Source organism: Kribbella catacumbae DSM 19601 (genome assembly GCF_000372465.1).
In the GTDB taxonomy this organism is placed as follows: Bacteria; Actinomycetota; Actinomycetes; order Propionibacteriales; family Kribbellaceae; genus Kribbella; species Kribbella catacumbae.
Genome location: NZ_AQUZ01000046.1, coordinates 60,359 through 68,669, shown reverse-complemented (window position 1 = coordinate 68,669; position 8,311 = coordinate 60,359). Strand labels below are relative to the sequence as shown.

Here is an 8,311-nt window from a genome sequence, read left to right as displayed (position 1 = left end):
CACCAAGAACGACCAGTGGCTCCACACCCGGATGGCCGGGCTGAACCTGCGCCGCCTGCTCAACCTCGGCCTCACCCGCCACGGCGAAAGCTGGAACCTAGCCTGACCAGCACCCCCCGGGACCTGTCCACAGCCCCCAAGCGCCGCTCACACGCCCCATCACCGCATCCGCGCGAAGAACAACCACGCTACCGACCCCAGCGAACCGACCCACCACCGCACACACAGGCCCCTCCCGCGCTTCCCGCCCCCAAACCTCCCTTGTTCAGCAGGCTCCTAGGGCGGCGGAGGCGCCGAGCTTCAGGGAGGTGCGGGCGGTGAGGGCTACGAGGTAGGTCGCGATGGCTCCGACGGGCATGGCGATGCCATAGCCGGCGAGGAGCCCTGCGAGCAGGGCGGCGGTCACGACCGCGGGGTGATAGGCCTCCGCACTCGGCCGGTCTGCTGCTGGACCCGCACCGAACGAACGGTGGAGGTCAAGAGCAGAAGGGCTTTCGTCGTGGTCATACCCCGATGGTGCAGTTCTGCGGGTGCCGTGGGCAACTGGATTTAGAGCTGGTGGGCGTGTGCCTTGGTGGGCGCAAGGAAGAGGAGAACCGGGCGGCCGGTGTTAGGGAGTAGGTCCGTGTAGGTGTGGAGTTGGGGCGCGTAGTGGGAGATGCGGGCGTCGAGGGCTTCGGCGGGGATCGCGTCGGTCTTGTAGTCGACGATGATCAGGGTGCCGTCGTCCTCGCGGTAGATGAGGTCTACGAAACCCTCCAGAACGGTGCCGTCTGGTTGGAGTGTGCCTACGTAGGACTCGCGCCAGTGTTCGCGGGCGGCGGCTCGTTGGACGACTTCTGAAGACAGGGCTGAGCGGACGAGGGCGGTGACCACCTCGGCGTACTCGACTACGCCTTCGGCCATGCACTGTGCTGAAACGGCTGCGTCCAAACCGGCGCCGGTGGACAGGTCTACTACCTGGAGTACGCCGTGGACTGCGCGGCCGATCGCGGTGCCGTAGCGGCCCTTGGACCAGGGTGGGAGCTCGACGTCGCGTGCGGCCTTGGCGGCGCCGGGGTCTGCGCCTTGGAGAGCGACGTCGGGCCCGGTGCCTTCGAGGCCGGAGGCGCTCTGGGCGGAGCGTTTGCGGCTGGCCTGGCGGGCATCGGTCATTCGCGCTTCCCACTCGGCGCGGTTGACCGGCGGGCGTACCGGTTGCGCCGAGGTGTCGGTCTCGGACGACGCGGTGACCTCGGGGCCGGTGAAGAGGGTTGGGCTGGCCGCGGTTGAAGCGTCGGCGGAGGCGAAGAGCTCCGCGTTGCTGGAGTGGCGGCGGTTGCCTGAGCGGTGGAGGGACACGACCAGGTGGTCGCGGGCGCGGGTGGCGGCGACGTACAGAAGGCGGCGGCGTTCGTAGTCGTCCATCTGCTCGTCGACCGGTTGGACGAGGTCGAAGTCCTCGGTCTGGACGGACGACTTGAGCTTCACCGCATAGCCGCCGTCGGTCGGCCAGAGGACCTGTACTCCACGTTGACGGTTCGGGGCGGCGGTCATGCCGGAGAGGATGACGATCGGGAACTCCAGGCCCTTGGCCGCGTGGATCGTCATCACCCGTACTGCGTCCGCGTCCGTCTCGGGGAGGATGGCCTCGGCTACCCGTGACGCCTCTTCGCCTTGGTGGGCGGCCCAGGCGAGGTACGAGCGGAGGCCGCCGTGTTCGACCTCTGACCAGGCGCGGGCTTGGTCGACGACGAAGCGGACTCGGCGCCAGGCGTCGCGGGCTCGGGGGCCCGTTGCGGCGACTTCGAGCATGCGGCGGTCGGCGACGATCTTGGCCAGTACTTCGCTGGGTGTCAGCCACCGGCAGGCGTAGTACGTGCGGCGGAGCCACTCCATGGCTTCGCCGACCGGGTGGGTGAGAAGGGCGTCGGGAACTGGTGCGGTGAGGTTGAAGGTGCCGCCGGATCGCTTCCAGGTGAAGAGATCGTCGTCGCCGCAGCCGAAGAGAGGTGAGCGCAGGGCGGTCACCAGGGCGAGCTGGTCGCTGGGGTCGCCGAGGGCTCGGGCGCAGGCGAGGAGGTCGCGGACTTCGGCTGTTTGGTAGACGAGTGAGCTGGCCTCGGCGCGGTAGGGGATGTCGGCGCGGTCTAGGGCTTCTTCGAGGAACGGGAGCGAAGTACGGGCGGGGACCAGTACTGCGATGTCGCCTGCGCCGGCTGGTCGCCAGGATTCGGTCTTTTGGTCGTAGACCTGCCAGTTGGTGCGTAAGGCCTGGTCGATGACGGCGGCGACGTCTGCTGCTTCGCGTTCGCGGAGGACGGAGGCTTGCGCGCGGGGGAGGTCGTCGTGGGGCTCGGCGCCGAGGATGGTGACGGCGGGGCCGCCGGGGTGGGGGTCGGACCCCGTGCCGGGGTCGATCGTGCTCGAGGGGCTGCCGTCGTGGGAGTCGAGGTTGCTGTAGTCGATGGTCCCGGTGGATGAGAGCTGCTCCGTGGGGTCGGGGACCGAGGAGAGGTGACGGCGGAGGGGGATGACGCTGGCAAGCTGGGTGGCTTCGGCAGGCGCCTCGGTTGATGCCTCGGGCAGGGCGTCGTCGGTTGGCTCGGCGGCGGCGTGGTCGGCAGCGTCGGGTTCGTCGTCGGAGAAGTCGAGAAAGGAAAGCTGGTCGCCGCTCACGGGCGTGGTGTGGTCGGTGAGCGGGGCCGGTGGGGTGGTGAGGTCGGCGACCGGGGTCCGCGGGGTGGTGAGGTCGGAAACCAGGTTCGGTGAGGTGGCGTGGTCAGGCGTGGTGGACGAAGGCGAATCGTCTTCAGTGCTGAGGGAAGGCGCTGGTCCGGGCGCGACTGCGGTGGGCGTTGTGCGCGGCCCGATGTCGGATGGCGCTGTGCTCGGCGTGGTGGGGGAAGGCGGTGTGGTGAGGGAGGGCGTGGTGGTGGACGGGGCTGCGCCTTGTGTGGTGAAGGAGGGCGTGGTGGTGGACGGGGCTGCGTTCTGTGTGGTGAGGGAAAGCGGTGGGTCTGCGGGTGGGCGGTGGGGGGAGAGGGGGTGGTAGGTGGGTTGGGCGGCGGGTTCTGGGGTGATGAGGGTGGTGAAGACGGTGTTGATCCAGTTGAGGACTGGGGGGACCGTGCGGAAGTTGGTGGTGAGGGTGACGGTGTCGCCCAGGAGGTCTTGGGCGGTTAGGTAGGTGGCGATGTTGGCGCGGCGGAAGCGGTAGATCGACTGTTTCGGGTCGCCGACGACGAAGAGGCTGCCGTCGGGGATTTCGATGTCGCGCCAGTCGAGGGCGTCTGCTTCGGCGCCACCGGCGATGCGGACTGCCAGTTCGATCTGGATCGGGTCGGTGTCCTGGAACTCGTCCAGCAGCAAGCGTTGGTAGCGGTCTTGGAGTGCCGCGCGCACAGAAGGCTCGCGGCGCAGCAGGTCGCGGGCGAGGACCAGGAGGTCGTGGAACTCCAACCGGCCTTCCGCTCGACGGAGTTCTGCGGACTCCAGCACCCGGACGGCAAGCCAATGAGAAAGATGCCGTAGGCAAGCATCCAGGAGTAGCTCGACCAGCGAGCCGGCCACGTCGACGACCTCGGCGCAGTCGCCGCGCAGCTTGGCGATGTCGGGCCAGTTCTCCTTGCGGCCGATCCGGCCGACCTTGAGGTTGCGAAGGCTCTGCAAGTACGCGAGCTGGGTCTCCTGGTCCGTCGCGGCTTCGAGCATCACGCCGAGGTTGTGGATCTGGCGAACCTTGCCCAGCATCCGGTCCTCGGCATCGAGGCATTCCGTGGCCGCCGAGCCGATCTGCGCCGCCGCGGCGACCAAACCGGTCAGGTCCGGCATGGCGACCAGTTCGGGCGGGTCGACCAACACCCGGTCACCGATCAAGTCCCAGTCGTTGCCGAACAGGCGGGCCAACGAGCGCAGGTGTTTCAGCTCCACGCCGACGGCCATCGCGAGGAGCAGTGGCTCGGCGATGGAGTCGTCGTCCAGCAACTGCTGCTGCAGCTCGGACCAGCGTTCCTCGAAGGCGACGGACGAGCCGACCTCGTCCAGTACGTCGATCAGCGGCGGCAGCCCGGCCTCGATCGGGTGCGCGAGCAGGATCTGTTGCGCGAACGAGTGCAGCGTCCCGATCGACGCCGAGTCGAGGTCGTCGAGGGCATCATCGGCCGCTGCCCTGGCCGGACCTTTCCGTGCTTTCTCGAATTCCACCCGCAGCCGATCGCGCAACTCCGCGCCGGCCTTCTCGGTGAACGTCACGGCCGCGATCGTGCTCAGCGGTACGCCGTCGCGCAGTACCAGTGTGATCACGCGATCGACCAGGGCGTGCGTCTTGCCCGACCCCGCGCCGGCTTCGACGAAGAGGGTCGATGAGGTGTCCGAGTTGATCCGCTCGCGGGCGTCGGCGTCCAGCAGTTCATTCATCGAGTGCCACCTCCTCGAACGCAGGCAACGCGGTCGGGTCGATCAAGCGCACCAACCGCTCCAGCGTCGGATCGTGGCGTTTGCGTTCCCACCGAGCCCGTACTTCGCTGTGGCCGATGCCATCCGGGTTGCAATAGGGACATTGCACCCAGAGGAAGTCGGGGATCTCGGGGGCCTTGGCCGGAAAGCAGCCGGCCGCGATCGACGACACGATCACGTCGAGGGTGTCGACGTACCGGGCGGCGACCTCGGTTGTCAGCGGGACCGGGATGCGACGGCCGCCCTTTCGGACGAACCAGTACGACGCTTCGACCGGCGTTGACGGCTCGCCCAGCCGGGCGCGTGCGGCGTACGCGTAAACCGGGAGTTGCAGCTTCGTCCCCGCGGCCACCGGGTCGGACTCGATCGCCTCGTACCGCGAGAAGCCGCCGGTCTTCACATCGGTGACGTAGATCGTCCCATCCTTGCCCAGGTCAACCTTGTCGGCCGAGCCGCGCAGCAACACTCGACCTGACGGCACCGGAATCTCCACCGGCGGCTCACCATCGAACCCGAACCGCAGCTCGCTCGCCACCACTGACGCGTCATGCGCGGCACGCCATCGCTCATCATCGGCCAGCAGCACCAGCAAATCGCCGAGGATCCGCAATCGCTCCCGCTGCCACAACCGCGGATGCCCAGTCAGCCCTTCGGCCTCGAACCGGTCGGCCAAGTCAGCGCCGATCGCCAGCAACAGCGACCGCTGCTCGTCGGTCCAAGGCTCGCCGAACCCCGGCAGCGAGCCGCTCAACCGGCTCACGAACGCGTCCAAGCTGTTGTGGATCAGGTTGCCCACCTGCAAAGGCGAAATCACCAGCAGATCCTCGGGCGCCTCTAACGGCTCCACCTGCAGCAGCCGCTCGACGAAGTACGCATGAGGGCAGGTCGCATACGACTCCAGCGACGTCGGCGACGCGATCCGGTCCTCCAGCGCGTAGTCCGGCAACCCCGGTACGCCGGACAGGTTGCCGTCGAAGCGTGTGAAGGCGTCACTGGCACGCGAGCGCAGCAACAGGCGAGCCCGGTCGACGACGTCATCGGCCAGCGTCAGCCCGGCGGTCAACGCGCGCACTCGCCAGTCCTGTTCGGTCGCGGGCAACGTTGTCGTGGTCAACGATCCGGCGTACGACGCCGAGGTGAGCAGCAGGTCGCCGTACGAGGCCTGGTCCCATTCGGTTGCGGCGAGTGCGTGGTCGCCGGTCAGCGAACGCAACGTCCCGAGCAACCAACGGGTCGGCAAACGCCGGCTCGATCGGCGCAGGTTGCCACGAGGGAACGACGCCACCACACGGGACGAACCAGATGAGAAGGCCACCAGCAGATGCCGTTGCTTTTCGTCCAGCCGATCGCGGAAGGACGCGAGCTCGGGCGCCGCCGCCTCACGCACTCGGTGGGGGAGCAGCGCATCCTCATGCACCCTGCCGGGATACAGATCCTCCGACAACCCGACCACGAACACGACATCCACCGACAGCCCGACGCTCGCCGACAAAGGCGCCACCAGTACGCCGGTGCCGAACGTCCCGACGCGGGGCAGCGACTGCTGCAACTCCAGATCGAGCACGTCCCGCAGTACGGACAAGCTGGCCGGGGTCCCGAGCTCGTCGAGCGTGGACAGGCCGCGCAACGATCCCTCGACCGCGACGGCTGCGTATTGCTCCTCGACCGGCAGGTTTGACGGATCGCCGAGCAGCGCCTGGAAAAGCTCAAGCACCGCCGTGGCCAGCCCTGACCAGGTCCCCAGCTCAGCAGCGCCGAAGAGCCGCCGCCGGAGCTCGATCGCAAACTCGTGCAGCCTTTGCCCGTTGTCTGCGTTGTACTGCGCTCGCCGGATCACCCCGGCGATTGGGTCCTCCGAGGCCTGCTCCTGCTCGGCCGTACGCCGTTCTGACTCCACATAGCGCCTGAGCCGCTCATCCCAGTCGTCACCGCGAACCACGCCGGCGACCCGCGACAGCCGCTCCCATTGCGGCACGGGAATCCGCTCGCCGGCGAAGTCACGCGTCGGCGCGTTGGCCAGTGCGCGGAACAGGTCGGCCCGCGGTAGGTCGTGATCGACGAGCGCGAGCACTTCCAGCAGTGTGCGGGCGATCGCGCGTTCGTGGACTGGTCGCGTGCCGGGTCCGTTGACCTCGATCTTGGCGGCGGCCAGGTGCTCGTGCAGGAGGCGTGCGTACGGCGTCGCGGCGGAGTACAGGACTGCGATGCGATGAGCGGGCGTTTGGTTCAAGGACGCGACTACATCCCTGACGACGCAGCGAATCTCGTCGTCCGCATCGGAGGCGTTGAGCACCTCGGTCGCGACGGGGTAGTTCTTGGAGATCGAGGTCGGCAGGTCGATCCCGATTCGTTCCAGCGAGCGCCGGACGGCCCGATCGGCGCGGCGTACGTCGGTCAATCCGACGATCACTGTCAGGTCGGCGGCGGCATCGCCGAGCGCTGAGACGAATCCTGCCTCGGCCTGGGTCAGCTCCTGGGGGAGGTAGTGCACTAGCGCGCCTAGCTCGGCCACCACGCCGGGCTCGCAGCGCGTTGACGCGGCATGCAGCAACTCGGTCTCGTCGTACCAGTCCGGCAGCAGTTCGTCGGTGATGTGCCGATGCAGGCGGACAAGATCGGGGCCGAGTGTTGAGGCGGTCGCCACCTTGTCGAGAGCGGTTGCTGACAGGTCGCGCAGCTCACGGTGGGCCGCGGCAAGCGCTTGGATGGTTGCCGGGTGATCGGCGACGGCTTCGAAGACGCCGGGTGCCTTTGACAGCGCAGTACGCCAGGTCGCTGCGACGATCGGGCGGGTGGCTGGTCGTCTGGGCGCGAGGGCGCCGGCGGCGAGCTGCTCGGCCAGACGTGGCAACGTCGCCAGGTAGAGCGCGCCGATGGTCGATCGGGCCAGAAAACGGCGTGCGGTGACGCCTGCCAGGTTGTTGGGGAGCAGCAGGGTGACTGGCTTCATCGGGTCGTTGCCCTTGAGCGAGGCGACGACCTCGCCGAGCTTGGCCAGCGCGGCCGCGCCGTACGCCGTGGTCTCGATCCGGGTTGCGCTCACCGTGCTCCCCTCCTGAATCCGGGCCAGGCTGACTGTCTCCCCAGACGCTAGACCACCCTGCCGACAAAAAGGCGAACCCCCAGCCAAGCTGTGGAAAAGCAGCGGTGGTTGAGGCCGGAGGCGTCCGTAGAAACGCCGTAGCGCTGCGGTGAGCGCGGTCGGCTCGGACAATGAAGGAATGATCAAGGAGAGCAGCGTCGCCCGCGCACTGCTGGTACTGGTCTTCGCGCCCTCCGGCGGGCTGTTCGGCAAAGCCGTGGCCGACGCCGCCTCCGGGCGGGAGTGGTGGCCTTGGCTGGTCGCGGCGCTGGTCTGGCTGGTGCTGTCCGGGCTGGTCTCGGTGGCGGTGTCGAGTCGTTTCGAAGACCGAAGATAATGCTCCGATGGCCGCCGCTGTGCACCACATCGAGATCTGGGTTCCCGAGCTCTCCCGCGCGCTGAACGACTGGGGCTGGGTACTCCGCCGGCTGGGGTGGAAGGACGGTGACGGCTGGCCCGGCGGCTTCAGCTGGAAGTCCGGTGTCGACAGCACCTATATCGTCGTCGAGCAGAGCCCCGCGCTGTCCGGCACCGTCCACGACCGGCTCCGCCCCGGGATGAACCATCTGGCCCTGAACGCCGCCAGCCGGGCCGAGGTCGACGCGATCGTCGCCGACGCGGCCGCCCACGGCTGGACCCTGATGTTCGCCGACCGCCACCCGTACGCCGGGGGCCCCGAGCATTACGCCGCTTTCCTGCATAACCAGGACGGCTACGAGCTCGAGATCGTCGCCCCCGGATAACCACGATCGGTTGGTGAGACTTCTGGTGCCTGGAGTGACGCACGGGACT

General features: G+C 68.2%; 5 protein-coding genes. 2 read left to right on the top strand and 3 right to left on the bottom strand.

The window, feature by feature from the left end:
• Window positions 1-265: 265 nt before the first annotated feature.
• The 3 genes from A3ES_RS53030 to A3ES_RS0134200 all read right to left on the bottom strand — a co-directional run bounded on the left by A3ES_RS53030 (window position 266) and on the right by A3ES_RS0134200 (window position 7,480).
• A complete protein-coding gene (locus A3ES_RS53030; protein WP_020391359.1) occupies window positions 266-406 on the bottom strand; it encodes a hypothetical protein in 141 nt (46 codons plus the stop codon).
• A gap of 143 nt (window positions 407-549) precedes the next feature.
• Window positions 550-4,398: a UvrD-helicase domain-containing protein gene (locus tag A3ES_RS55695; protein ID WP_020391358.1), complete on the bottom strand. Its 3,849-nt coding sequence runs from the start codon at window positions 4,396-4,398 to the stop codon at window positions 550-552.
• Window positions 4,391-7,480 carry a PD-(D/E)XK nuclease family protein gene (locus A3ES_RS0134200; RefSeq protein WP_020391357.1) on the bottom strand — a complete coding sequence of 1,030 codons (3,090 nt, stop codon included), beginning with the start codon at window positions 7,478-7,480 and terminating at the stop codon, window positions 4,391-4,393. Before A3ES_RS0134200 ends, A3ES_RS55695 begins: the two co-directional genes overlap by 8 nt.
• A gap of 178 nt (window positions 7,481-7,658) precedes the next feature.
• Here A3ES_RS0134200 and A3ES_RS0134195 point away from each other — a divergent pair, with 178 nt between their 5' ends.
• Window positions 7,659-7,856, top strand: coding sequence for a hypothetical protein (locus A3ES_RS0134195; RefSeq protein ID WP_020391356.1), 198 nt, complete (start codon window positions 7,659-7,661; stop codon window positions 7,854-7,856).
• 7 nt (window positions 7,857-7,863) lie between these two features.
• Window positions 7,864-8,262 (top strand): VOC family protein, encoded by a 399-nt coding sequence (locus A3ES_RS0134190; RefSeq protein WP_020391355.1) that lies wholly within the window; start codon window positions 7,864-7,866, stop codon window positions 8,260-8,262.
• Window positions 8,263-8,311 lie beyond the last annotated feature (49 nt).